The sequence below is a fragment of the Sulfuracidifex metallicus DSM 6482 = JCM 9184 genome (genome assembly GCA_032834875.1).
GTDB lineage: Archaea > Thermoproteota > Thermoprotei_A > Sulfolobales > Sulfolobaceae > Sulfuracidifex > Sulfuracidifex metallicus.
In genome coordinates, this window is the sequence record CP135238.1 from 1,872,282 (window position 1) to 1,894,945 (window position 22,664).

Consider the following 22,664-nt stretch of genomic DNA (forward strand, 5'->3'; position numbering starts at 1 on the left):
ATTATCTTTAAGTTATTTTCTTTTATGTTTTCTCTTAATTCTTAAAAAAATTAGAGGTCACTCTGGAGGTATTTCCTTATATGCTAAGTCTATATCGACTCCTCTTTTCTTATTATAGAACTTAGATGCAAGAAATATCAATGCTCCTATTACGAAGGAAAGGATTACGAAAGCTAAGGTAATGGGATTTGGAGTTCCATTGGAATTTACGAAGCTAAATGTTGGATTCGTTACTGCTTCATATGTTAAGAACAGGAAGTAAGCAATTTCAATAACGGAAGCAACTATCAGAGCTGGGGCTTTATTCTTAGAACCGTATAGGAGTGCAGCTATACTTACCACCATAAAATATACCATTCCAATTACTATTGCACCATAAAGCGAAGTAGCGCCTGATATTGAAACTACGGGGAACACTAATAATCCCAGGGTGAGAGCAAGATCAAAAGCATGAGTATAAACCGGAGATCCTCCTTTGTTTAACCTTGTAAATATCTCTGGGAACACTCTATCGAAGGCCATTGCAAATATGTATCTGGCGAAGACAACTACACCGTAAGCTAGAATTGAGAACTCCCACATTAACAAGCCTATTCCCATGAAAAGCTGAAGCGGTAAATTGTTTGTGAGCCCTATAGCTACGGTCCAGAAGGTATAGGTGAATCCGTTATTTATGAACTCATAATTTGTGAATGCGTATCCTCCAGCTTGGTACATCAAGAAGAAGCCTAGAGTCACTAGAGCACCAGTTATTAAGAGAGGAACGAAGACTCCGTACTTTACAAACTTCACCTTTTTCACTTCGGCGGCGACAGCAGGAGTTGCCTGCATCCATGGATATGTGAATATTGCAATGATGGGAAGAATTCCAATTGTAGCAACTAAGCTAAACGGAGCCACAGAGGATGCATAGTTTGAAGGAGGAGTAATTCCCTCAACTGAGATGAACTTAGATATTGCAGTATGAAAGTCTCCTAAATTCATAGCTAAAACAACCATTGCTATTATTGTAGCTGCCATTGCTATCAAACCACTTACTGTCACTAAAGCATAACCCCACTTTGCCTTCAGTATGTTGAAGCCTATCGCTATTCCAAATATCATTGCACCTAACAAGTAAGAATACACAGGCGCGCTAAGTGTATTTGATATCGATACCAGAGAAGTTATTCCATCCATCCTTCCTATAGTGCTTAGAACTGAACCTATTGCCTGAGAGAAAAAGAAGGCTATAAGAGCGAAGTATGCCGTAGATTCAATCATAAGAGCAAATGCCATTGTAGTTCCCAAAAAACCGTTAAAGGTTCTGGAAATCCAAACGTAGTCTCCACCCGTTCTAGCGATCTTACCACTAAGATAGCTGTAAATGTAAGCTTGAGGTAGAGTTAGGATCAAACCTATAATTGCTGCAATCCAAATGATTCCTCCTTGAGGAATAAAAGGGCTTATGCTGATGTATAGTGCAACCCCAGCTGACATATTTCCAAGATTTAGCATAACTGCATCTATACCATTTACGTCCTTTATGAGACCGGAAGATTCACGCGTGAAAACTGAATTTTCTCCCATGAATTTTCGTGGGTATATATTTTATGTGGTTTTAAGTCTTCTCTTTGATAAGCTTAAAGTCTTTTAGCTAAAAGGGATATCAGATCCCGTGATTAATTTATATTACTTAAAATATTGCCATGATTTTTAGAGAGAAAAATGTTGATACGCCCATTTTTCTTACAAGAAGACAATGTAGCTTTTGCTTTATACTGACTTCCTCCCCGCCCTGGAAGGGCGAGGGTTCCCCTCCAGAGGGTTCATAGTTCCCACCATCGATTCGGGATTACATCTCTCATTTGGTGGGCAGTCGAGTGGCTCAGAGAACCACTCCCATTTGGACAGAGTGGGTAGGGGACTTTCATTGCTGAGCTCTAGTCCCTTGTAAGGAAAAGGAAGATGATGGTTGCTCCTCCCACAGTCCCATTAAGCCCTCAATCGAGCTGGGGAGGAGCATCGTTAGCGTCAGTAAAAGATTTTTGACAAAGAAATATTTAAATATAAGGGGGCTATTCATCCCCGCCTTAAAAGGCGAGGCTTTCCGCCCCCTTAACCCCCTTCTCTGTAAAGCTTGATAAATATTTTATATAAACCTCGAGATATAGGTAAAAAATAAGGTATACTTAAAATATTTTTTAGTAAATATACCTTCATATATACATTTTTCTTCTTTTTCTCTATATAGATGGAAAAATAAAAATATCTTTTTCATTTAAATTAAGACATTCCTATGTCAGAGATAGAGGAATCGTGTAACAAATTATAGAACGGAACTGCGAACAAGTAGTTAGTTCCGCTAGCCTCTATTACAGTGTTACCTACTACCATCATCTGCTGTCTCATTATGAACTGTGTATGGAATACGTTTATCACGTTCCCATTTGTAGAATTAAGCACTGCAATTGAAGTTCCTGCTGGTACCAATAAGTAACCGTTGTAATACGTAGGTGCAGCTTGTAGAACTCCGTTTGATAGCTTCGGAGATTCCCATAGTATGTTTCCAGTAGTTAAGTTATATGCTATCACTTTTCCTTCTATTGTAGGTTCATAAATGACGCCGTTAACTATCTCTGGGTTATAACCGTTGTTTGTATCGCCAGGATGAACAGTTCCGTTAGTGACGTTCTCTATCCAAATTATCTTACCAGTTGTTGCATTAGCTACAAGGAGGACTTGTCTTGAATTAATATCCTTTAATAGGGGCATACTCCCCTTGGCAAAACCTAAGAATCCGTCAACTAGATAACCGTTATAGACGGCCATTACTGCATCTCCTACGGCTGAGGTTGTAGCGTATGGTAACTTAATCATCCAAGCCAAACTGCCGTTAGATGCATAAACTCCCACCAAAGCGGAAACGTTAGTTGGGTAAGCTTGCGAAAACCCTGCTATAACTATACCGTGATAGTAGTCTAGAGATGCCATATTACCGCTTCCATCGTATTCATACGTCCAGAGAGTTTTACCGTTAGTTACGTTTGTTGCATGAATAACTCCGTCGCCATCGTCCCAATATACAGTTCCATTTTCTACTACTCCCGTAGGCATAGCTTGAGATCTTGTTAGATCTAACCACAGTGGTTTCCCAGTAGTTGCGTTGAAAGCAAGCAGACCATTTATTCCTGTGTATTGTCCTCTATGTCCTCCTCCAAATCCGTTAAGAGCGCCTTGTTGATAGTCAAACATTGCGCTGCCTAATCCTACAATTCCTATGCCGTTATAGACAACTGGTTCCCACATACTTAGCGTTCCAGGGGTGTACAACATGAAAATTATCTTTCCAGTAAACTCATTTACTCCGTATACCCAACCAGCATCGCTGGATACATAAACAATGTTATTTGCCTCTGTCGGACCTACAGCTATACCCGTTGCTTGCCTATAAGCTGCTCCAAACGATTTTCCAAGCTTCTGATTAATCTCGTTCCATAAGGTCATATTTTGCTCGAAGTTACCCATGAGCGGAGTTAACCAGGATACGTTAAGGTTACCTGAAATTACAGGATCTCTGTTGGAAGTCATACCGTACATGTTAAAAGACGACGGATCAGACGAAGAGGGAATATTTGAAGGATATAAGTAATCTGTGAAGAGAATCCCGTCCATATAAACATTAAATGTTTCATTCTCTTGTTGATGCAGAGTAGTAGGAGTCACTTGACTTTCGCTACTTGAGTACTCACTGGACGACGTTATCTCTGAAGATGGACTCGAATGACTAAAAAAGAAACCAACCGTGCCCCCAATTAGCAGGCCTATAACTAAGCCCACTATTAGGACTGTTGCAATTCTTTTATCCATTTTTGTATCTCTAGAAGGGGAAGTTTATAAGATATAAAAAAACTTTACCTTTTTAACTTATTTACGTAAAGCTTAAATAAAGAAAACATTCTTTTTTTAGTCAGATAAAAAATGATAAGTTTGAAAGGAAGGGAAAAGTTTGTCCTGCTCGGAGTATTAACTATCCTAATCGCAGGAGCAGTGGTTCCAGAGTTTTTTGCTGCGTACTCTGGAGCGTCAAACTCTTCAACGACTTATCCTGCAGCATCTGTTACAGTAGCAAACAATCAAGTTCCGCCGATGTATGCCACAGTACCTTCAGGAAAGTTCTTCTACGCATCCTCTGAGGACTTTGCCCCACCAGGACAAGTTGACGTGTATTTAGTAGGGTGGACTGGGTGCCACGTCGCATTATCTGATGGATGGCCTCTTTACATTATCATGTCTGGGTTTGGACAACTGAATTACACCTTCGGAACGTCTAATCCTTATAGACCGTTCCCTAACACGACCGGACTCATATTCACTGAGTACCAACCCTATGAACCTGATGAGCCAGTCCACTTCTACTATATTTATTTATACAACAAGTGGATGAATGAAACTGCTAACTGTGAACCAATTCCTCAGGGAGACTTAATTCCAGTGGGAGCAAATGAAACAGAGCATTTCCTGCCAACTCCATTAGCTCAATTGGTAATGCACTATCAACTGGACGCTATGTTTAATGGAACTCACGAACCTTTAGCTATCTTAAAGACTCACATAGTTACTGTATTAATAATAACCGGACCTAACGGAACTTATATGGCATACGGTCCTCTATATAATATACTTCCATTGAAGGAAGCTAACGGACAGTACATAATGGAGCATATATACGACCATAAAATGTTCCCCAACATCTGGCAGGGAGTTAACGTAATAGAGAGCACTATAAGAGAAGCAGCCGGAACATCATTAAACGTAACCTTTCCACAATAAGTACTCGCCTTTTTTTTCTCATGTTTTCCCTTTCTTTTTATATTTTAGGATTTTCCTTTAGTACTATATGTTTATTATCATGTTTAAACATGAAACTCTATAGAAAGGTCTTAGGAGTAAATTAACTGTGAGAAGAGGGAACAAGTATCACGATTTAAATATAATGTATGGCTCAGGTATTATTATTTTAACATTCTCCCAACTTTTATGAAAATAATCTTTTACGTTAAATGTGATTCTTAATTCTCATGGACAAGGACTACACCTCAAAGAAAATCGTATCAACGTTAACCGCTAGGGTAGACCGACTCCCTGTTATGATTTTACCAATTTCTATAGTGTTGGCCCTAGCGTTTGGATACTTTATAGCTCTATATGATGTTATAGATGTTAGGAATAGCATTCTCTTCCACGTCGTTGAAGTACACCGGCTTAACATCCGCTGAAGCGTCAACAGTAGTTTCCATGGGATTGTTTGGTTATATCCCAGGTGCACTTCTGCTGGGTTACTTAGGCGACAAAGTAGGCAGAAAACCTATGCTGATGGTAACTGCACTTTTGACTGCGGTAGGAAGCTTAGGTAACGCGCTTTCGGTTAATTATCCCATGTTCGTGCTATTTAGATTCATAACCGGCATGGGAATTGGAGGAGATCTGATACTTGTTCCTACATACATAGTTGAAATGGTTCCGGCTAAAAACAGAGCTAAGTACTTCAACTTAGTTTACATTGCTGGGTGGGCTGGACTAGGTCTAGGACCATTCATGGCATCTTACATAGATGTGGCAAATCCTGCAATAGGATGGAGGATAATTTTCATGCTAGGAGCAACTTTAGCTTTCATAACCCTTGCAATAAGAGGTCATGCGTCTGAGACAGTCAGGATGCTTGCCCTTCAGGGAAAGGTACAAGAGGCCGAAAGAGTTGTGTCTGAAATGGAGAAGAAGGCAATGGAAAAGACTGGGATGAAGCGATTACCTGAACCAGTTCCCCTTCAATTCGAAGAGAGAAAGGTGGATCCATTCTACGTGTTTAAAAATCCTAAGTACAGAATTAGGGTAATACTGATAATGCTCGCTGTTTTCTTCTTCTACTTTGGGGAGTATCCTTACCTGACGGAATTTCTGTTGTGGACTGGCAGCGTTAGTTCTTTGTCATCATCGGCAAACCAAGTAACCTTACTTTACGGAGATGCAGGCGTTGCAACCTTCTTGGGAGCCATAGTCTTAAGATACGTGGTAGAAAAGGTAAGGAGATCAATACTTGTAACGTTCTCTTACTTCGTGGGTATGGTTTTAGGAGTCGCAATAGCTGTTATTGGAGCGACGTCAGCAAATCTGGATCTAATGGCTGCAGGATTCGTGTTGGCTAATTTAATAGGAGTAGGCTGGAGTAATCAACTGAACTATTTGAACGGAACTGAAAACGTTCCTACGTATGCGAGGGGAACCGCGTTCGCCTTCATAGATGGTTTCGCACACCTAGGTGCAGCAATCTCAACCGCAATAATCCTGAGTCTAATCAGCACAGTAGGAGCTATACCAATTTGGATAGGTTTCCAGATTCCTATGGTAATTCTAGGATTGAGCTTAATAATAATATTACCAAACACTATAGGAAAGAGTTTAGAAGAAATTAACGAGGCTAAGACTGGGCTATAATTGAAGCAAACATACAAACATATATAAAAATTATTACAAAAGTGAAAACATAGAATCTTATATGTATTTTATTATTTTTTAAATTCTTTCAGTAAGTATAATACATTTAACAGCAACTTATTTTTACTTACATTTTTAACTAGAAATTTATGAAACCAGAGTGATATTGTATAAAATATCTTTTTCCTCTTTTCACAACAGAAACCCCGTCAGAGAGTGGAAATAGTTTACTAAAACTGTGTTTCTAATATAACTAAAATACAATTTCGTAAGTATCTCTCTTATATATTTAATTTTCCACCTCTACTACAATTTAGTGAATCCATGTATAGCATTAAACCTTACATAGAAATGAAAAGCGCTTAAATACTACCATTTTTAATTATTGCTATGAAGTTAATTGCGACCTTAGGTACATCCCCTGGAGGTGTACTAGAGACATTCGAATATCTGAGAAAAAAGGGAGATTTAGTTACTGATATAGTAATTATTACGACTGGAAATCCTAATGTTAAGAAAGCCTACGATTATCTTCTATCGATGTTCTCGTGTTGTATAAAATTAAAGTATCAAGACGTTTATATCGAAGAAATAAGGCTTCCATTTGACGACATTACATCTGAGGAAGATTTAATACAACTGATGAAAATAGCGAGCGATAAAGTTAACGCTGGGGATTATGTTGATATTACCGGAGGAAGAAAGGCAATTAGCATGGTAATGGGAATGTTAGCCTTTAAGAACGGAGCTAAAGTAATCACCACTATAGTACCTCAGGAAAAATACAACGAAGTCCAGCAGGAAATGAAGTCTAACAGGAAGCCTATAAGAGGCGAGTGCACGGATCAAGACAGGGAATATTTCTGTAAATTAATAGCAAATAACGCTACAACTATAGAGATATCTGATAGATTAATATAATAAAGTTGTATAAAAAAGATAGATTTACTTACATATACTAATAAATCCTTACTTTTAATTTAGCTATCATAAGAACTGTAGATTACAATAATAGAAAGTAACCAAAAATGAATGGATCAAAAAAGCTATGCTTCCTTCATATAGAACTTGCTTAGCTCAGGAGTTCCATCTATGTATTGTCTTATTTCTTAAGTATTTATTAAATTCCTCAGACCTTTCACCATGTTTACTTAACTGTGAGAAACACGAGGAACAAACCTTCTTCCCGTTAAAAGTGTTGCTTGCAATATCACCACAATAGACACATGTCTCGCTTGGAGGTCTGAACATCCTTGCCCTACTTATTAAGTCATCTGCTACGTTATTATACCTCGAAATCGATATTTTCTTTTCCTCCACTTCTCTAGAAACGTCCACGGGCTTAGTGGTAGGACTTTCACTTGTAGGAAGATAAATATGAACTAAAACACTAGCTTCCTTGCTTATCTTAACATATTTGAAGTGTGCTACGTTTCCATCCTCTGTTCTTATAACCTCCTGTTTCTGCAGTTCTATTTCCTCTTCCTTTCCGTCGTCGTAGTGTATAGTAACTCTCATTTTCTTACACCTTGTTTTGATAGAAAATCATTAAAAAAGATTGCTACATTCCTATATTAAACTGGGACGTATAGCTCTGCGATGAAGGTATATACATAGGATTGCCTTCATTTACGTTAAAGTAGAACATGAGATAGTTGACAGTGGGCATGGAAGAACCCAACTGCTGTATAGACATAACGCCCAGAGGCTGGCCGCTACCGTTATTATGTAAGCCCTCATTATTCTTAAAGTAATTGAATGAAACGTAGACGTATTTTGCAGATATTCCCATGTTTATGTAAGCTTGCGCATGAAGTCTCTGGTTTGATGTAGCATATATTCCTATTGTAACACCCTCTTTGTTTGAGGAATTTGTAAACGTATTGAAGGCTATTTGCAACATGTTGATCTGCCCTGTAAAGTTTATGGTATTGCTTGATCCTTGGTATTGAGGGTCTCCAGTTATGAAAATAAGCGACGAGTTTTAATTCTGAGAGGTAAAGATGTTTCCCATTATGATAAGAGAATCCAAATAACCGTCGTCACAGACACCTATTACAAGATTAGAACCATAATCGAAGTTATTCATTGCTACAACCACTGTATGACCGTTGTATACATTGGTTATAGACAAGGGATATTGTATAAATGAACAGCCCACAATAACGTAGTTCCACCCTAAGGTAATCTGCGCAGAACCTTGATAACCACTAAAGGTGACGTTCTGAAACTGACAAGCTACAACCTTTAAGTTAGCTGCTCCTTGTGTAATTAGAGTAGCACCATCGAACACACAACCTACTACCGATCCGTCATTACCATCGTTTCCAGGATTAAGATACGAATTCTTTCCTATGAAAACACATCCCACTACCGACCAACCTCTAGCTGACATGGCAAGGACACCATTCTGTTCAAATCTAGAACCAAATACCACTAGTTCCCTGGACTGAGAATCAAAAAGAAGTTCGTTGCCATTAACATAACAATTGTAAACAACTACCTCAGTAGTTTCATTTATCCAGATACTTGCAAGAAATTCTACACTATCAAAGTACATCATTAAGGAGTGCATTCCAGCAAAACCCGTTATGATGAACCATCTCTGAGAGGTCTGATTCACAAGCCTTAGACTCTTAAATGCGATCATCCACCCTCCAGTTGAATAAGCTGCGAACTGTGGATCTATTACTGGAGCGACGTCACCTATATACTTCATTTGGGTTGATGTAATTGATCCTACAGAAAAGACTGGACCTGGGTTCTGAACGTTATTTGGATTAACGTAATATATCTCACCTAACCCGTCTCCTTCAAAAACATAATGCTTTGTCTGCTCTAGTGTAAACAAGGTATTACCATTAGCGTACAGATAAAGACGCCCTCTAACCACTATGTGGGCCACTCCGTAAACGTTTCCAAGCTGTAAAGCTTCACTCAAAGCCTCAGTGGCGTCTGAGCCAGGCGGAACGTAAAAGTCAACGTCGGGATCCATATGATCTGATATAATTATCATTTAGAATACACCTCCCTCTAGGGGTCCTCCCATCCTCTGAAATCCGATCCCAGTAATAAGGTCGCCTACGTAGAAGATGTAACGATATAGTCCCCAGAATGAGATTGATGGGTCGACGGGATCTGCTGTAGGAGATGATATCGCCTTAACTTGAGATGGGGAAAGAGCCTTATTGTAGAACTGGACGTTTTCTATGGTTGGAAATGCTGATGTAGGGGAGATTCCTGATTGCTGGTTTTTAGCTGGGAAGTTACTTATCCAAAGGTAAGATGGATTTACGTAAGATATGGTACACGATGATGAAGTTACTGGATCGCCGTTTACGTACATGTTCGCAACACCGTTATCATATGTAACTGCGACGTGAAAAGGAGAGGAGTCATAACTATATTGAACTGTTTTATATGGTGTATTAAAGATTACGTAGCCATATCCATATTGAATTGTCCAGGAGATGCCAGCGTTGAGAGAACCGTAGGTTACAACGTATCCAGCATTGTTATTTTGACCTCCGTTTACCCAAGCTGCTACAGTGAAAGAGGAAGGAGTACCTAGGGATTGGTTTCCGTTGGCGAAGAAGAGGGAACTTGCCATGCTGGGGAAATATACGTAGGGAGAAAGGGAGAATGAAGGAGTTTTTGACAACAACGTGTTAACTATTCCAACGTCCTGATACCATAGGAGTTTAATGGAACCCGCCCTCTGAGAGGAAAGCACGAAAGGTAGGCTAGTTGGAGATAGATAGATCGTTGCATCGCCGTGAAGCTGAACTCCTTGAACTGGAGAAGGTGATCCAACAGGATAGAAACTACCCAATAGCTCCACTCTACCTATGCCATAGTTATCCTTAACATATGTCATGGCTTCGTAAATTCCGCAAGTTCCACTTCCTTCAGAACATGAGCCCGAGAATATCACGTCTCCACTTGAAGATATAGCTTGAAAGGTAGAAATGCCTATAAGCTTGACTATTGGAATGGCTCCTAACGTCTTGACAGAAGTAGAAACACCACTAACGGAGGTCGAGCCGTTTTTAGTTGTAGTCACTGTGGTTGTATTACCGCTCGACTCACCCGTAGTTATAGCTTCTTGTTTCTGAGTTCCTCTCTTATCTAGATCTAATATTAAACCAGCTGAGGCTACTGCGCTTGATGCTAATAGTCCTATAAATACCCTTCTGGAGACCTTAGGCATTAAAATTACCCGCTATTTCTATTGGATCCAGTTTTCCGCCCTGAATCTGTTTCAAAGTATTTCTTATCCAGACCTCATCCTTATTCTCCTTCAAAGCATAAAGGGATATTTTTATTCCGGTCATAATCCCTTGTAGCTGTGCTTTCGTTAAGGGATTGTTCCTGAGTCTCCATGGAATTGACTTGAAGAATAAATCCATTTTTAATCTTCTCAAGTCTAGAGTATAACCTTTCTTAGCTAGATAATAAATAGAAAGAGAAGCTTCCGCAAACCTTTCTATAACGCCGTTCAATGTTTTAGGACGGCTCATTGAATCACGATCGAAATGCTCTACTGATAAATTATCATTAATCAATGCACACGGAAGTCCCTTTTCATAAGCGTGAAGACAAAGGTAAGGTTCGTTATTTATTCCCCTAATTGTCATTGGAAGAAGCCTGAAGTCAGAGTAGACCTCCCTTTTTACACTCATATTTACACCTATTGGATTGAATGTCTTCACCTTGTAGTTTTCTCGAGGTAAGGAATGATTCCTAACTAATAGACCTGTCTTCGAAAAGTAGTTATTGAAAGTTCGCATGTCACTCTCTAAGGGAATCTCAAAGATATCTCCATAAATACTTCTTAAGAAAGATGAAGGCCTGACAAGTCCTGAAAAAGGTCCTAACACTCCTGAATCATAGTGCTTTTCATGGGCATTTACGTGAGCTTCGACCCAATTTAATGATGGAACTGAATCATCGTCCGTAGTGATTAAAATATCACCCTTCGAAGCTGAATATATTGAGTTCATTGCCTCATCCAGATATCCTTCACTTTGAATAAGCACTTTTATGTCAAGTTCCTTGGTGAACTTTTCTACTACGTCGAGTGTATGATCGTTTTCACTAGGTTTATAAGCCATCAGTAATGAGAAATCTGAAAAGGTCTGCTTCGACAAAGCTTGCAAAGTGAAGAATATAGTTTTCCCATCATTTTTATGCGTTGGTATGGCAACCGTAACTTCCAATTGAGGACACTACTGTATTAGTAACTTCTTAATATTTAATTATTTCTATTTGACGTCTATGCAACTAGAAAGAAATTTTAAAAAATAGGAAAATAGTTTCCATGTGTGAAACTAGCTTTCGTAATGATGGAGAGTATTTATCCGCAGAGAGGAGGAATACATGAGCAAGTGTTCTTACTTACTAGAGAACTAAAGAAAATGAGTTTTGACGCCGAGATAATTCCTTATTCTACTAGAAGGGTAGATGAGAGAGGAAAGAAAATGTTATGGTTAAGAGAGATGTCACCCTCCTTCATTTCTAAAATCAAGGGGAACAAATATGACGCGGTGATATCTGAAACTGCATGGCCTATAATCCCTTCAATTTTAGGCTCTAAACTTTCTTCATCACCATGTGTTTTGCATTTACATTCAGTTGAATCTAGGCAGGACACGGGGCTTTCATTTTCTGGAAAAAATTAATGTCACTGATCTTTGACAGGATCTAAGCGAAATTCTGTGACAGAACTTCTCGTTCACTTCCGAAATTGAAAGAGAACTTCTGTCAAAGAATTTCGCTGAGATTCTGCCAAGACATCATTGACATTGACGCGTTCCAGACAGTTAAGCCAGTAGAGCTCAAGAGACCTGCAGTAGTTTTCGTAGGGGGAATGGGATATCCTCCCAATAGGGAGGCCGCTCTATCTATTTTGAGAATTTCAGAGATACTTAAAGAAAAAGGGAAAGGGAACATTAATTTTTACTTAGTTGGACCTTCTCCTCCTCCTACAAGTCCTCCAATTTATTCAACAGGTTATGTAGAGTCAACTATTGCTTACATTAAAGCGGCAGATATTTGTATTGCACCCATCAAGAGAGGAGGAGGAGTTAAATTAAAGACTTTGGAATATATGGCATCTGGAAAACCCATCATAGCCACACATAAGGCCGTTGAGGGTATAGACAAAATTAACTACATTCATGCCGAAAAAGAAGAGGAATTTACAAATGCTATTGAAGAAATTCTAAAGAATGGAGAGAGCATGAATTTTCAGGAAAACATGAAATTGGTTAAAGAGAAGCACTCACCTACATTTGCTGCAAACAAGTTAATATATAATTTAAAAAAATTAATTAAATAAAAGTTATTATATTTATAGATTTTGTATAGAAAATATCTTTTAATTTTTTTATTTATTACTTTAAGCCATAATCTCTAATAATTTTAAACAATAAACTTTATCTAAGTGATCTTAAATACAGAAATTTTATTTAGTATTAGTTTATCTATTACTCATTTATTTCTCTATTTAAATCTTTGTCTTTCATAAGTTCAACTAAACTTATATAGAGGATTTCACCACCTTTGTACTATTAATAAGTTTATACTATGAATAATCTTATAAGATAGGTCTGGTTTTTTTAGCAGTTTGTTTTTTAAGATAAATTAGTCCATCCGATACAATAAGAATACATTAAATGCTATGTATACAGAGGAAAGTTAAATTAAAGATTATCATCTCTAGCTTAAATGAGATTTATTTTCATGCTTTTCTCTCAGCACTTCTATTAACTCACCTTCTTTCTCTACAATCTCTAATATTCAGTACCTTGGACGTCCCAATATACCAAAAAGGCTAACTTTACTATTAGAACGAAAGACTATTAGAACGAAAGCCTAAATAAGTATGAAAGTAAGAAGGACAAATTTTATGCGTCTTATTTTTTGCGTATGTTGATTTTATAGTTCAATATGTAACTAAATTACTAAATATTCTATTCAATTATAAAATTTTATAGCATCTTAGAGTTTTTCTCCGTTTTAAGATAATTAAAATCAATTCTATTTCTAACGCATAATTTTATTCTTGCAATCACGTATTTCATATAAAAAGACTCGTTCATTATAATTCAGTTTTATCTTTCACTTAATAAAATACTTTATATTTTAGCATAATAATATCTAATGTAAATTTAAACTAAATTTATTCATTTGATTAGCTTTATTAAGTACTTTCAACTATTTATAATTATGGTAAGCTTTGTTTTTGGTGGTTTAGTAGGAGCTATTATAACTTTTTTGATAGCATGGATAATTGATTCCATTCCTGTTTGGCTCGCTGCAAAATTTTTCTCAAATCAAGATAGCTTTATTAAGGCAATGGTAGCTACATTGGTTGGAATTATAGTATTTGCTACAGTATTTGCTATATTTACTATAGGATTAGCAGTATTTATTGGTCCTCTAGCTTCGCTCATCGGCATTATATTAGCCTTCATAGGTCTTTTACTAGTCTTCAAACTGGTTTTCGATGTTGGATGGTTGGGTGCTCTGGGAATTGTCATAATATCAGTGATTATATTTATAATTGTTGCTTTTATCCTGTCATTCATTGGAATAGGAATTCCAAACTTGTTCCATCATATCTAAAATATTCAAGTTATTTTCTTTTTTATTATCTTTATATTCGTTTGCTTTGATTAATAAAGTTTTAAAAATAAAATAAGGACGGTATTTAATGCATATTCCTAGATAGTTGGAAGTATAAATTAGCTATATTTATAATATAGATATTAAGCAATATAACTATAGAATCTAAAAGACCTAACCTAGGAAAATATTTATATGTATCTTTTACGTTAGAGATTCACATGAAAAGAAGAACTAGGAGAAATAAGATAGCCATAATAAGGTCTATACTTAGTTCAGCAACAAACGAAATACAAAAGACTGCCCTAATGTATGCAGTAAACTTAAACCACAAAACTATCTCCTATTATTTAAATGAATTAATAAAAAGAGGGCTAATTTCAGAAACAGCAAATAAGGGATTTCAAACTACTGAGAAGGGTAAACTTCTTGCAAAGAGAATTGAAGAATATGAAAAACATTTAGAGGAGGCAGAAAAAATTAAGAAAAGCGTACTTGAAGTTTTCGATAACAAGAGTAAGAGGAATTCTAAAGCAGTAACTGAAATGGGATTACATTAATTACTGTTTTTTGACCTTACATTTATCTCCTTTGTAAAGTTTTGTCAAGTTATTTTTCAGCTATATTTAATCTATAATTGGATTAAGATTAATATATAAAATATAAATAAGCTTTTATATAAGAAAAGGGATGTATTACTGTGTATCCTAAAGTATCAGTCTTTGTAGTCCATTTCAACTCAATGAAAGCAAAAGATCTAGCTAAAGAAAACATTAAGGCATTATCTCAATTGGATTACCCTGACTATGAGGTAATTATGGTAGATAACGGTTCCAGTGATCACACGTTTGAGTTCTTGGACGAGAATATAAATGATTCTCGTTTTAAGATAATTAGATCTGATACAAATACCTTTTTTGGTGGAGGAAATAACATAGCCTTTAAGTATGCTTCCCCCTGAATCGAAATACTTTTTCTTGGTAAATCCAGATGCTTTGCCTTATCCGGATTCCATGAAAAAGTTAGTGGAACTTATGGAGTCTGATTCAAAACTTGGTGCTATACAAGGTAAGTTCAGGACTGACAAGGGAAAGATAGATACGGGTAGATTCATAGAAGACGACGGCGGCGTTATTAGACTTCACTCTGCAGGAATAGATCCAAACAAAGAAAGTCTAGTGAGTTACGTTTCAGGAGCAATGATGATGTTAAGGGCCGAATTTCCCAGAAGAAGGGGATTCATTTTCTATGATTTACCGTTCCTCCATTTCGATGCAAGTGCATTAGGTCTAGAGCTTTACCATAACGGCTACAAGGTGAAGTATTTCCCTTATGAAACAGGCTATCATAAGGGAAAGGCAACAACTGAAAACAAAGATAGCGAGTATTATATCCACATTTCGATATTCATGTTTATGTTAGTCACCAACTCAAAGTTCAAGAGATTTCTAGACGACCTAACGTTATCTAAACCTCCAATTATTTTGAACTTTATTTCCTTGTTTTTCTCTCTAACAATCTTAGCTACATTTATGAATTCGTCCCAATGCTTAGGTTCAACATACTTTCCTATACCTACTACTAGATCTTCCTTGTCGTTAGCAACATAGGGCTTCCAAAAAAACGTCCACGGAAGGATATATTACAGAACAGTCATAATTGAAATCGTTTTTAACTATCTGCTTAATATAATTTGAGCTGCAAACCAGATGCTCAGAGTTTGCCGTTCTCTCAACTACTTTCTCCATAAAACTAGCATACATTTTCTTTATGCCTGATCTACGAGAAATTATATCCTTCTTAGACATTAAAGCTGATGGGGGATATATTATATAAGATGCATCTAAACCTACTGGAACGTCTACATAATACAAGTTCAGAGAGAAGTCAAATCCGCCAATAAGCTTCTTAATGTTCAGGAGAAAATAGTCAAGCGGACCTGATATCAAAGGACCTTATAATTACTGGAAACGAAGACATTTTTACGTCCTTAATTTCTCTTAGCATTTCCTCAACCTGAGGTGAATCGTCTACTCTAGGTGTAACTCCAACTATCTCCTTTACTCCAAACTCTCTTAATGCCTTTATGAATGCCACCGCTGTTCTCGCTTCACTGTTGAAGAACATTGGTGGTAAAACCACTAGAGATTTTGTAGCTTTCATTAGTATTTATTAGAACATATACACATCTATAAATTTTTACCTTTATATAGCTATACATTAATAAACGAGAAGGATAAACGACTTTACCATTAGGGTTTATTAAAGTACATCCTTAAAGCGAAACTTAAGGTTTTTAGCACACTCTTAGTGAGAATTTTACTCTTAAAAAAGAGATGTTATTGTGATAAAACTTAATCGGTTAAAAAAATTTAATGCGTCCTCATTCTAGTTCTACTGAGGAGTTCTCGCCAACTACAAACTTTGAACCGTGGAACCTTTGTTTTCTTCTTACAAGAGTGGAATTCTGCCCAATTATAGAATCAATTAAATCTACACCATTTAGAGTAGATCCGTCCAGAACTAGGGAATTAGAGATCTCCGAATCCCTTATCTGACAATTATCCCCTACAGTTGTGAAGGGACCTAAGAATGAATTCTCTACAATAGAACCTCTTCCAATGTAAACCGGACCCCTAAGTTCAGAGTTGATAACCTTAGCTTCAGGAGAGATAAATACTCTGCCCTTTATCTTCGAGGAAGCCACTCCTCCTCTAACGTCTTCTTTAAGATAAGTGTCCAATAACTTCATGTTAGCATCTAGGAGATCCTCAGGAGTTCCTGTGTCCTTCCACCACCCCCTAATTACGTGAAAGTTGACCTCTTTACCCTGATCTATTAAATTCTGAATTGCATCAGTAATTTCTAGTTCTCCTCTCCAACTGGGTTTTATGTTAGATATGGCAGAAAATATGTCTGAAGTAAATGCGTATACTCCCACTAACGCTAAATCGGAGATCCTTTCTTTAGGTTTCTCAACTAACTTGATTATCTTATCTTCCTTCACTACGGCGACTCCAAATCTCTGCGGGTTGTCCACTGGAGCTAAAAGGATTGATGCACTTCCGCGGAAATTTGTAAGCTTATCAAGACCTTCTAAAATAACGTTATCTCCTAAGTAAACAATGAAATCATCACCACCGACGAAGTCTTTAGCTTTCATTACAGCATGAGCTAAGCCTAGTGGTTCCCCTTGATAGATGTAAGTTATCTTTATACCTAACTTGGATCCATCTCCGTAGTATTCTACAACCTTTTCAGGATGGTTATTTCCAAGTACAATTCCGAACTCTGTAATTCCGGCTTCCTTTAAAGCTTCCATTCCCCATTGAGATACCGGTTTTCCAGCTATCTTTATAAGTTGTTTTGGTCCCGTATGCGTCAATGGTCTAAGTCTGGTTCCCTGTCCACCATGGAGTATTACTGCCTTCATATGTTTTAACAAGAAGCACTATATAAAAAGTTTTGCCTTATTTCACAAATATGAATAAAAATTACTTGCGTTTATTATTGGCCTCTTCTAGTAACTACAGCGTAAATCAGAACTGCTATAGCAGCTATACCGACCACAGAAGCAATGATAAATATAGTATTGGGGCTAACTGAGTTACTATTGGGAGGAATGGGAGTTGAGGTTATGTTTAACGGCTCAAAGTTAAGGGATATATTTACGGGAGATCTAACTACTAATGAGGTTGTAGTTGAGTTTAATTGAAATAGAGTTCCGTCATAGGTCACAAATGATGGCACTTGAACGACCGAGCCATAAGGCTCCCATGATTTAAAGGTATATATTACGCTTGTTGAATATTTTCCATAAATTTGTACATAGTCCTGTAGCTGATAAGTAGCAGATACATTGACGGGAGAGTTCATTATGAACCCCATAGTGTTAGTGCTCAACAAGAACATTCTAGTAGTTGAATTAATGTAGTAGACCTTGTAAAGAGTAACATTAATACCTGCATTTATCCAAGATATAGATAAGGTAGAGTTAGTGCCGTTTACTTTTTATTATGGGACTTTGAATATTTAGAAGATATTGTTTCAAGTATGTTAGATTTCCTAGAGCAGAAAAATTTTGGGATGATATCACATATCTTACTTCATCTCCATCAGTATAGACGGTTTAAGGTAAAACCTGAACAGTTAACCCTTCGTTTATCCATTGAGATGCAAAGTTCATGTAAGTTCCATTTGATAGTCTTACGTTTACTGGAACCGGGAAGGAAAGAAGATACTGAATGACCCGTTGATCAGTTATATTCAGAGGTCCATACATACCTATACAATAATCGGGTAGATTTCCTTCACTGAAATATCTATAAGTTTGATTGGGCTTATATAATTCTGATAGGAGTTACAATTCTAGTTTTATGTCTATTCATAATTTCATATTATCCATTAGCTATTTTTGGAACCACTTTAATTGCAGGAGGATTGGCAGTATATGGAGTTCAGTTGGGAAAATATACAGACAAGAAGGGAGAATTACTTAGGCAAATAATGTACGATAACTTGGAGTTAGCCTTCAGAACTTACGATAAGAGGACCTTTTACAGAGTTTTCGTGCCTTCATCTATGGGAGAAAACGGTATGTTGTTATTGGAGAACTTCCCATAGAAATAGATAAAGTTGAAAGAAAGTTCATACAGAACTTTAACGGAGTTTTCGGAGTGTTCATGGAAACTCCTGGAACAGCTTTGATTAAGGAACTTAAAAGGAGTGGAGTTTCGATGACGGAGGACCCTCAACTTATTCTAAAGAAGGCTATGTCTGAACTTTATGACTTCTGTGAAGACGTGAAAGTAGAGGAAGACGGACCAAACTTCAATGTGATCATATTTAAGCCCAAACCTTCTGACCCAGTAGGTATGATAGGTTTCGTTCAGACAATGATAGCTGCTTCTCTAATTTCAGAAAGAGAGTCTAAGATAACATTCATCAGGAGACAGGAGATGAAAAGAGGAAACCTATACTTGGTTATTGGAACCTATGATAAAGAACTAGAACAAGGTACCAAGATGATAAAGAACTAGAACAAGGTACCAAGAATAACAATAATGAAATTATAGATAACAAGCAGTAGATACGTAGATGTGTGCAATATAGATATAAATTATTTTAATATAAGTTATCAAACCTTCTTTTAATTTATCTAAAAAGTTGCACGTTTTCTTTTTTCAAGAGAAGATTTTACACAAAAATCATAATGCAACAAAAATTACATGTGTTATATGTATTCCTTTAGTTGACCTTCAAGTAAAGTAACGGGTTATCCAGAATCATAATTGCCTCTCTCTTCCTTTCTCTATCAAGATGAGCTGCTGGCATATCTTGCAGTTCTATATTTCTGTTAATCTCCTTACTTTTTTCGTTCTGTAAAAGCATTGCTTTCATTTGTTTCACCTATACTATACTTCTCTCCAAGTTTTATAAAGTCTTGTATCATAGTTTAAACTTAATTTATCCTCGTTGAAGCATTAGTATTATTTTGAAATCAAGCTTAATCATTAGCAAGTGTCTATTTTCTTAAAAAAATGACCTTAAAATTAGAAAAAGATTAACATAGTGATTGATCCAAAAAGCTTTTTTCCTATTTTCGTTATATGTTCATATGAAAATTTTAGTCAGTGGAGGGGCAGGTTTCTTAGGATCATTTTTAATTGACAGATTGATTAATGATGGACATGAAATTACGGTAATTGATGATTTCTCAACCGTTAAATATCGTGCATTACCAGAAAAGGTTAATCTGATTAAGGGAAAGATTGAGGACGTTCAAATAAATGATAAATTTGACTACGTAGTACACCTAGCCGCCAGACCTTCTCCTGAGGATTATATTCAGCACCCTGTAGAAACAGCGATGTCTAACTCCATGGGAACTTACAAAATGCTGGAAATAACCAGAAAAAGCGATGCAGTAATGGTTTACACTTCAAGCTCAGAAGTTTACGGATCCGCTGAGATCATTCCAACGCCTGAAACTTACTGGGGAAAGGTTAACCCAATAGGAATTAGGAGTTGTTACGATGAAAGCAAGAGGTTCTCCGAGGCACTCATACTCTCCTATTATAGGGAATACGGACTAGATGTTAGAATTCAGAGACCATTCAACGTGTACGGTCCTAGACTCAGAGAGGATGGAAGTTACGGAAGGGTAGTTTCAAGGTTTATCTACCAGGCTTTGAAGGGGGATGATATAACAATCTTCGGCGATGGGTCTCAAACTAGGGCTTTCCTTTACGTTGATGACTGGGTTGAAGCTACAACTAAAATCATGTTCATCAAGGGCCTTAAGGGAGAAGTCTTCAACGTGGGATCAAACAAGGAAATGAAGATTGTGGATTTAGCTAACCTGATCCTAAATATGACCGGCTCAAAATCCAGAATAAAGTTCCTTCCTCCAAGGCCAGATGATCCGCCCAGAAGGGCCGCGGACATAACTAAGGTGAGGGAGAAGCTTGGCTGGGAGCCTAAGGTACCAGTTGAGGAAGGCTTGAAGAAGACAATTGATTGGTTCAAGCAGGTGATTTCATGAAAATTGGTATAATAGGTTTAGGATACGTAGGTCTAGTTACCTCTGCAGTGTTAGCTGATCAGGGACATTTAGTGGTAGGAGTTGACGTTGACTCTAAGAGGGTTGAGGGATTATCATGTGGAAGAAATCCAATATATGAGCCGGGTTTGGACGAGCTTTTAGCTAAGAACAAGGATAGGTTGCAGTTCACCACGGATTACGCTAAGCTTTCTGACGTAGACGTTGCTTTCATCTCAGTGTCGACGCCTACAGTCAACGGAGAAATCTACTTGGAATACGTTATGTCTGCTTCCAAGTCCCTTGCAAAAGTTCTGAGGAAGGATTCACTGATAGTAATGAAGAGCACAGTTCTACCAGGAACTTCTAGGAAAGTGAGGGAAATTACGGGCAGAGAAGTGGTTTCGAATCCAGAGTTTCTAAAGGAGGGAAGTGCAATCAAGGACAGCATCAATCCGGACAGAGTCGTAATAGGCAGTTACACTAAGGAAGCCGGCGATGTTGTAGAGAGCATATGGAAGTTCACTGGTGCTCCTATAGTTAGGACGACTCCAGAGGAAGCGGAGATGATAAAGTATGCTGCAAACTCATTCCTAGCAATGAAGGTATCATTCATAAATGAAATAGCTAATTTGTGCGAGAGAATACCTAATTGCGACGTAAATAAAATAGCCGAAGGAATAGGATTAGACAAGAGAATATCTCCTCACTTCCTTAAGGCTGGATTAGGTTGGGGAGGTTCGTGTTTCCCCAAGGATACGCTGGCTATATCTACCTTTGCACGCTCACTGGGGACCCCACTTAGAACCGTAGATGCTTCAATACAAGTTAATAATGAAAGACCTAAAAGGGCCGTAACTCTCCTAAAGGAAATTATGGGTCAACTTAAAGGAAGAAAAGTGTGTGTTCTAGGAGTTGCATTTAAAGCTGACACAGACGATACAAGGGAAAGCGTAGCTCTAAAGGTCATAGACATTCTAAAGGAAGAAGGTGCTCAAGTGGTAGCATATGATCCTAAAGCTAAAGCAAACGTTACAATGGTCTCCATGGAACAATGTATAGATGAAAGCGAGGGAGTCATAATTGCAACTGAATGGAACCACTTCAAGGGAATTGAGGACAAATTGAGGGGTAAATACGTCGTAGATGGAAGAAGACTCTTAGATCCATCTAAAATGGATTTGACGAAGTTCAGGGCTATAGGCCTAGGAACTCCTAGCATCCAAGGTGAGTGAAGCTTGATTTCTCAGGGAATAATCACTGCAGCTGGATTAGGAACTAGGATGTTACCAATAAGTAAGGAAATACCTAAGGAAATGTTACCTGTTCCATTTAACGGCGAGTTGAAGCCTATAGTTCAAGTTATTTTCGAACAATTATATGACAACGGAGTGAAGGACTTCATCTTTGTAGTGAGCAAAAATAAGAGAGTAATAGAGGATTACTTCACGCCAGATTACGACTTCGTGAATTACTTGGAATTTAAAGGAAAAATAGAACAAAGTAGGGGGCTTAAGCAATTCTATAGAAAGATTGAGAAAAGCAATTTGGCTTTCGTGAATCAGCATGAACCTAAGGGATTTGGTGACGCTGTACTCAGAGCTGAGCCTTACGCCAATCAGGAATTCCTAGTCGCTGCAGCCGACACCATAGTTAAGGACTTCAAGTTAGAGGAAATGAACGTTAATTCCTTCCTCGTAACTAAGGTAGATGATCCAAGGAGCTACGGAGTGGTGACTATGAACGGAAATAGAGTGGCTGACGTTGAGGAGAAACCTAAAGTTCCTAAGTCAAATCTGATCATAGTTCCATATTACGTCTTCGACAGGAGGATTTTCACTTCCCTAAAAAGCGTAGATTATAAGGACGAGCTTCAACTGACATGCGGTATAAAGAAACTAATAAGGGACGGTGTGGAGTTCACCGCAGTCGAAGTTTCGCAAGTATATGACTTAGGTAACTTCAAGGGGTACGTGGAATACGTTAAGAGTGGAATTTAGAGGATATTTTTAGCTCTACT

27 protein-coding genes are annotated in these 22,664 nt (G+C 37.5%); 14 read left to right on the top strand and 13 right to left on the bottom strand.

Annotated elements, in window-relative coordinates; translation table 11 throughout:
* Nucleotides 1-57: 57 nt before the first annotated feature.
* Together RQ359_RS10155 and RQ359_RS10160 are read right to left on the bottom strand one after the other, a co-directional pair.
* Nucleotides 58-1,569 carry an APC family permease gene (locus RQ359_RS10155; protein WP_457921196.1) on the bottom strand — a complete coding sequence of 504 codons (1,512 nt, stop codon included), beginning with the start codon at nucleotides 1,567-1,569 and terminating at the stop codon, nucleotides 58-60.
* Nucleotides 1,570-2,265: 696 nt separating this feature from the next.
* Nucleotides 2,266-3,849, bottom strand: coding sequence for an outer membrane protein assembly factor BamB family protein (locus RQ359_RS10160; protein WP_156016556.1), 1,584 nt, complete (start codon nucleotides 3,847-3,849; stop codon nucleotides 2,266-2,268).
* 120 nt (nucleotides 3,850-3,969) lie between these two features.
* Here RQ359_RS10160 and RQ359_RS10165 point away from each other — a divergent pair, with 120 nt between their 5' ends.
* The 3 genes from RQ359_RS10165 to crn1 all read left to right on the top strand — a co-directional run bounded on the left by RQ359_RS10165 (nucleotide 3,970) and on the right by crn1 (nucleotide 7,395).
* On the top strand, nucleotides 3,970-4,812 hold the full coding sequence (locus RQ359_RS10165) for a DUF929 domain-containing protein (protein WP_162308978.1): 843 nt from the start codon (nucleotides 3,970-3,972) through the stop codon (nucleotides 4,810-4,812).
* A 387-nt stretch (nucleotides 4,813-5,199) separates the two neighbouring features.
* Complete coding sequence (locus tag RQ359_RS10170) at nucleotides 5,200-6,474, top strand: MFS transporter (RefSeq protein WP_240900052.1); 1,275 nt, start codon at nucleotides 5,200-5,202, stop codon at nucleotides 6,472-6,474.
* A 390-nt stretch (nucleotides 6,475-6,864) separates the two neighbouring features.
* Nucleotides 6,865-7,395, top strand: coding sequence for a CRISPR-associated ring nuclease Crn1 (gene crn1 / locus RQ359_RS10175; protein WP_156016552.1), 531 nt, complete (start codon nucleotides 6,865-6,867; stop codon nucleotides 7,393-7,395).
* A 156-nt stretch (nucleotides 7,396-7,551) separates the two neighbouring features.
* Here the strand turns inward: crn1 and RQ359_RS10180 are convergent, their stop codons facing one another.
* The 5 genes from RQ359_RS10180 to RQ359_RS10200 form a co-directional block, all read right to left on the bottom strand.
* Nucleotides 7,552-7,992, bottom strand: coding sequence for a hypothetical protein (locus RQ359_RS10180; protein WP_054839170.1), 441 nt, complete (start codon nucleotides 7,990-7,992; stop codon nucleotides 7,552-7,554).
* Between the two features lie 43 nt (nucleotides 7,993-8,035).
* Entirely contained in the window at nucleotides 8,036-8,377 is a 342-nt protein-coding gene (locus RQ359_RS10185) for a hypothetical protein (protein ID WP_256202153.1), read from the bottom strand.
* 81 nt (nucleotides 8,378-8,458) lie between these two features.
* Nucleotides 8,459-9,490 carry a hypothetical protein gene (locus RQ359_RS10190; RefSeq protein ID WP_240900048.1) on the bottom strand — a complete coding sequence of 344 codons (1,032 nt, stop codon included), beginning with the start codon at nucleotides 9,488-9,490 and terminating at the stop codon, nucleotides 8,459-8,461.
* Entirely contained in the window at nucleotides 9,491-10,684 is a 1,194-nt protein-coding gene (locus tag RQ359_RS10195; RefSeq protein WP_054839169.1) for a LamG-like jellyroll fold domain-containing protein, read from the bottom strand.
* A complete protein-coding gene (locus RQ359_RS10200; RefSeq protein ID WP_457921197.1) occupies nucleotides 10,677-11,693 on the bottom strand; it encodes a glycosyltransferase family A protein in 1,017 nt (338 codons plus the stop codon). Before RQ359_RS10200 ends, RQ359_RS10195 begins: the two co-directional genes overlap by 8 nt.
* Nucleotides 11,694-11,798: 105 nt before the next feature.
* Here RQ359_RS10200 and RQ359_RS10205 point away from each other — a divergent pair, with 105 nt between their 5' ends.
* The 6 genes from RQ359_RS10205 (at nucleotide 11,799) to RQ359_RS10230 (ending at nucleotide 15,713) form a co-directional block, all read left to right on the top strand.
* On the top strand, nucleotides 11,799-12,155 hold the full coding sequence (locus RQ359_RS10205) for a hypothetical protein (protein ID WP_457921198.1): 357 nt from the start codon (nucleotides 11,799-11,801) through the stop codon (nucleotides 12,153-12,155).
* A gap of 65 nt (nucleotides 12,156-12,220) precedes the next feature.
* Complete coding sequence (locus RQ359_RS10210; protein WP_457921199.1) at nucleotides 12,221-12,814, top strand: glycosyltransferase family 4 protein; 594 nt, start codon at nucleotides 12,221-12,223, stop codon at nucleotides 12,812-12,814.
* Between the two features lie 890 nt (nucleotides 12,815-13,704).
* Nucleotides 13,705-14,103: a hypothetical protein gene (locus RQ359_RS10215; RefSeq protein ID WP_156016544.1), complete on the top strand. Its 399-nt coding sequence runs from the start codon at nucleotides 13,705-13,707 to the stop codon at nucleotides 14,101-14,103.
* Nucleotides 14,104-14,324: 221 nt separating this feature from the next.
* Nucleotides 14,325-14,663, top strand: a complete 339-nt coding sequence (locus tag RQ359_RS10220; protein WP_156016542.1) for a winged helix-turn-helix domain-containing protein — start codon at nucleotides 14,325-14,327, stop codon at nucleotides 14,661-14,663.
* A 140-nt stretch (nucleotides 14,664-14,803) separates the two neighbouring features.
* The gene (locus RQ359_RS10225) at nucleotides 14,804-15,064 is read left to right on the top strand and encodes a glycosyltransferase (RefSeq protein WP_156016540.1); all 261 of its coding nucleotides are present in this window, start codon (nucleotides 14,804-14,806) and stop codon (nucleotides 15,062-15,064) included.
* Nucleotides 15,051-15,713, top strand: coding sequence for a glycosyltransferase family protein (locus tag RQ359_RS10230; protein ID WP_162308977.1), 663 nt, complete (start codon nucleotides 15,051-15,053; stop codon nucleotides 15,711-15,713). Before RQ359_RS10225 ends, RQ359_RS10230 begins: the two co-directional genes overlap by 14 nt.
* Here RQ359_RS10230 and RQ359_RS10235 read toward each other — a convergent pair.
* From RQ359_RS10235 to RQ359_RS10255, 5 genes are all read right to left on the bottom strand, one after another.
* The gene (locus RQ359_RS10235; RefSeq protein WP_156016538.1) at nucleotides 15,702-16,052 is read right to left on the bottom strand and encodes a hypothetical protein; all 351 of its coding nucleotides are present in this window, start codon (nucleotides 16,050-16,052) and stop codon (nucleotides 15,702-15,704) included. The genes RQ359_RS10230 and RQ359_RS10235 overlap by 12 nt on opposite strands.
* The gene (locus tag RQ359_RS10240) at nucleotides 16,033-16,266 is read right to left on the bottom strand and encodes a hypothetical protein (RefSeq protein WP_054838512.1); all 234 of its coding nucleotides are present in this window, start codon (nucleotides 16,264-16,266) and stop codon (nucleotides 16,033-16,035) included. Before RQ359_RS10240 ends, RQ359_RS10235 begins: the two co-directional genes overlap by 20 nt.
* Nucleotides 16,267-16,486: 220 nt before the next feature.
* Complete coding sequence (locus RQ359_RS10245; protein WP_156016537.1) at nucleotides 16,487-17,536, bottom strand: glucose-1-phosphate thymidylyltransferase; 1,050 nt, start codon at nucleotides 17,534-17,536, stop codon at nucleotides 16,487-16,489.
* A gap of 74 nt (nucleotides 17,537-17,610) precedes the next feature.
* A complete protein-coding gene (locus RQ359_RS10250; RefSeq protein ID WP_156016536.1) occupies nucleotides 17,611-17,979 on the bottom strand; it encodes a hypothetical protein in 369 nt (122 codons plus the stop codon).
* A 253-nt stretch (nucleotides 17,980-18,232) separates the two neighbouring features.
* Nucleotides 18,233-18,385 (bottom strand): hypothetical protein, encoded by a 153-nt coding sequence (locus RQ359_RS10255; RefSeq protein ID WP_156016535.1) that lies wholly within the window; start codon nucleotides 18,383-18,385, stop codon nucleotides 18,233-18,235.
* Between the two features lie 158 nt (nucleotides 18,386-18,543).
* Between RQ359_RS10255 and RQ359_RS10260 the strand changes: the two genes are divergently transcribed.
* Together RQ359_RS10260 and RQ359_RS10265 are read left to right on the top strand one after the other, a co-directional pair.
* A complete protein-coding gene (locus RQ359_RS10260; protein ID WP_054838511.1) occupies nucleotides 18,544-18,726 on the top strand; it encodes a hypothetical protein in 183 nt (60 codons plus the stop codon).
* A gap of 59 nt (nucleotides 18,727-18,785) precedes the next feature.
* Nucleotides 18,786-19,142: a hypothetical protein gene (locus RQ359_RS10265; protein WP_156016534.1), complete on the top strand. Its 357-nt coding sequence runs from the start codon at nucleotides 18,786-18,788 to the stop codon at nucleotides 19,140-19,142.
* A 208-nt stretch (nucleotides 19,143-19,350) separates the two neighbouring features.
* On the opposite strand, the gene RQ359_RS10270 is transcribed toward RQ359_RS10265, so the two are convergent.
* Nucleotides 19,351-19,503 carry a hypothetical protein gene (locus RQ359_RS10270; protein WP_156016533.1) on the bottom strand — a complete coding sequence of 51 codons (153 nt, stop codon included), beginning with the start codon at nucleotides 19,501-19,503 and terminating at the stop codon, nucleotides 19,351-19,353.
* A 217-nt stretch (nucleotides 19,504-19,720) separates the two neighbouring features.
* Between RQ359_RS10270 and RQ359_RS10275 the strand changes: the two genes are divergently transcribed.
* From RQ359_RS10275 to RQ359_RS10285, 3 genes are read left to right on the top strand one after another with little or no spacing between them, the layout of a single operon-like run.
* The gene (locus tag RQ359_RS10275; protein ID WP_054838509.1) at nucleotides 19,721-20,647 is read left to right on the top strand and encodes an NAD-dependent epimerase/dehydratase family protein; all 927 of its coding nucleotides are present in this window, start codon (nucleotides 19,721-19,723) and stop codon (nucleotides 20,645-20,647) included.
* Entirely contained in the window at nucleotides 20,644-21,879 is a 1,236-nt protein-coding gene (locus RQ359_RS10280; protein WP_054838508.1) for a UDP-glucose dehydrogenase family protein, read from the top strand. Before RQ359_RS10275 ends, RQ359_RS10280 begins: the two co-directional genes overlap by 4 nt.
* Before the next feature lie 3 nt (nucleotides 21,880-21,882).
* Nucleotides 21,883-22,644: a sugar phosphate nucleotidyltransferase gene (locus RQ359_RS10285; RefSeq protein WP_083476958.1), complete on the top strand. Its 762-nt coding sequence runs from the start codon at nucleotides 21,883-21,885 to the stop codon at nucleotides 22,642-22,644.
* Nucleotides 22,645-22,664 lie beyond the last annotated feature (20 nt).